Source organism: Micromonospora sp. KC721, assembly GCF_004348355.1.
Classification (GTDB): domain Bacteria; phylum Actinomycetota; class Actinomycetes; order Mycobacteriales; family Micromonosporaceae; genus Micromonospora.
In genome coordinates this window covers 1-1984 of sequence record NZ_SMJY01000369.1, presented here as the reverse complement: position 1 = coordinate 1984, position 1984 = coordinate 1, and the positions used below count along the sequence as shown (strand labels likewise).

2 protein-coding genes are annotated in these 1984 nt (G+C 72.8%); one reads left to right on the top strand and one right to left on the bottom strand.

Translation table 11 applies throughout. The features are described from left to right. Positions 1–178: 178 nt before the first annotated feature. Positions 179–613: a DUF3151 domain-containing protein gene (locus tag E1182_RS30385; protein WP_132271166.1), complete on the top strand. Its 435-nt coding sequence runs from the start codon at positions 179–181 to the stop codon at positions 611–613. Positions 614–858: 245 nt separating this feature from the next. On the opposite strand, the gene E1182_RS30380 is transcribed toward E1182_RS30385, so the two are convergent. Beyond that, on the bottom strand, positions 859–1984 hold a 1126-nt coding region (locus E1182_RS30380), incomplete at its 5' end, for a MinD/ParA family protein (protein ID WP_371687628.1).

Genomic DNA, 1984 nt, shown 5'->3' with positions numbered 1-1984 from the left:
CGTTACCGGTCCTGGGGAGGCTCCGGACCAATAGTTGTAATTGAAAATTTTGTCTTGCGGCATGGGCCGCCGGGTTGTCCGTGTTCACCCGCCAGCGGAGCCCGCGATCCGCCGTTCAGTCAGCGCGTCGCACCGGGCCCCCTCGCGGGCCGCTTGCCGAAGCGGGTTGAATGGGGCGATGCAGAACTTGTTGCCTGAGCCACCGGCCACCCTCCTGCCCGCGCACGACGCGGCCGACGCGGCCCTGGCGTCCGCCGCCGAGCAGGGCACCGACGAGGCGTACGCCGAGGTCGCGGCCCGCTTCCCGACCCACAGCGCGGCCTGGGCGGCGCTCGCGGGGCGGGCGTTCGACGCCGGTCAGGTCATCCCGGCGTACGCCTACGCCCGCACCGGCTACCACCGGGGCCTGGACCAGTTGCGCCGCAGCGGCTGGAAGGGGCACGGCCCGGTGCCCTGGTCGCACGCGCCCAACCAGGGCTTCCTGCGCTGCCTGTACGTGCTCTCCCGGGCTGCCGACGAGATCGGCGAGGCCGACGAGGCGGCGCGCTGCGCCCAGTTCCTCCGGGACTGCGACCCGGCCGCCGGGGACGCCCTCGCCAGCGCCCAGGTCTGACCCGGCGCGCGCCCGCTCCGCCCCACCCGGCCTAAAACCGCCCCGGCCGCCGGTTCAGCACCTGTACCGGCGGTCGGCGCGGCACCAGTCGGTCCGGGCCTCCGTGCTCAGATTCGGATCCGCGAACAGGGATACGACCCGCGTGACACGGCAGCCCTCCCGTGGTGCCCGGCCCCGAACCTCACCGAGGAACCCCTCGACGACGAACTCCTCGCGCACCAGCTACCCGTCGATCTCCGCCTCGGTCAGAGCCCCTCGGCGACCGCGGCGGCGATCTTCAGCCAGGCGTCCCGGGTGGCCGAGGAGAGCCCGCCGTACCGGATCGGCTCCCCGCTGTCGATCAACCGCTCGTACGGCGCCAGCAACACCGCCCTGGTGCGGGCGGCGAAGTGCTCCTGAATCGCCGGCAGGTCGATCTCCTTGCGGGACGGCGGCATGGACACCACCGTCACCGCCTGCCGGACGAGCCGCTGCCGGCCGCTCTGCTCCAGGTGGTCCAGCATCCGGGCGGCCGTCTCCGCCGAGTCGTTGCGGGCCGACATGGTGACCACCAGTTGGTCGGTGGCGTCCATCGCGGCCTGCCAGTTCTGCGCCCGGACGTTGTTCCCGGTGTCCACGAAAATCAGCTTGTAGAACCGGCTCACCACCTCGCGGATCTCGGCGAACGCCGCGGCGGTCAGCATCTCCCCACCGGTCGCCGACTCGTCCGAGGCGAGCACGTCGAACATGCCCTCACCCTGCGAGCGGACGTACTGCGACAGGTCACCGATGCGGCCGTGCGGGCCCTGGAACTGCCCGAGGTCGCGCAGCATGTCCCGCACCGTACGGGAGTGGAAGTCCTGCTGGGCGCGCATCCCGAGGGTGCCCTGGGTCTCGTTGTTGTCCCAGGCCAGCACGTACCCGCCGCGCTTCTGGCCGAAGGTCATCGCGAGCAGCAGGATCGCCACCGTCTTGCCCGCGCCGCCCTTCGGGTTGACCACGGTCACCTGACGAAGCCCGCCGAAGTTGCGGCGGACCATCTCGATGTCCCGCCTCACCTCCTGCTCGTGCCGCCCGGGGGGAAGCTTCACCAGCCCGATCCGGTTCACCACCGCCCGTACCCCCATGGTGGCCACCGGGTCGGCGGGGCGAACCTGGCGGCGACGGGCGAAGTCCTCGGCCGTCGGGGCCAGGCCCTCGGGTATCCAGGCCGCCGCCTCGGGCTGCGGTTGCCGTGGCACCCCCTCGTGCGGGGTGCCCTGCTGCCACGCCGGCTGGTACCAGCCCGCGGCGGGCGGCGGCGTGGGCGGCCCGGTCACTCCCGCAGCCGGATGCGGCGACGTCGGGGCGGGTCGTGGGGGAGGTACCGCGAGCGTCGGACCGGGTGGGTAC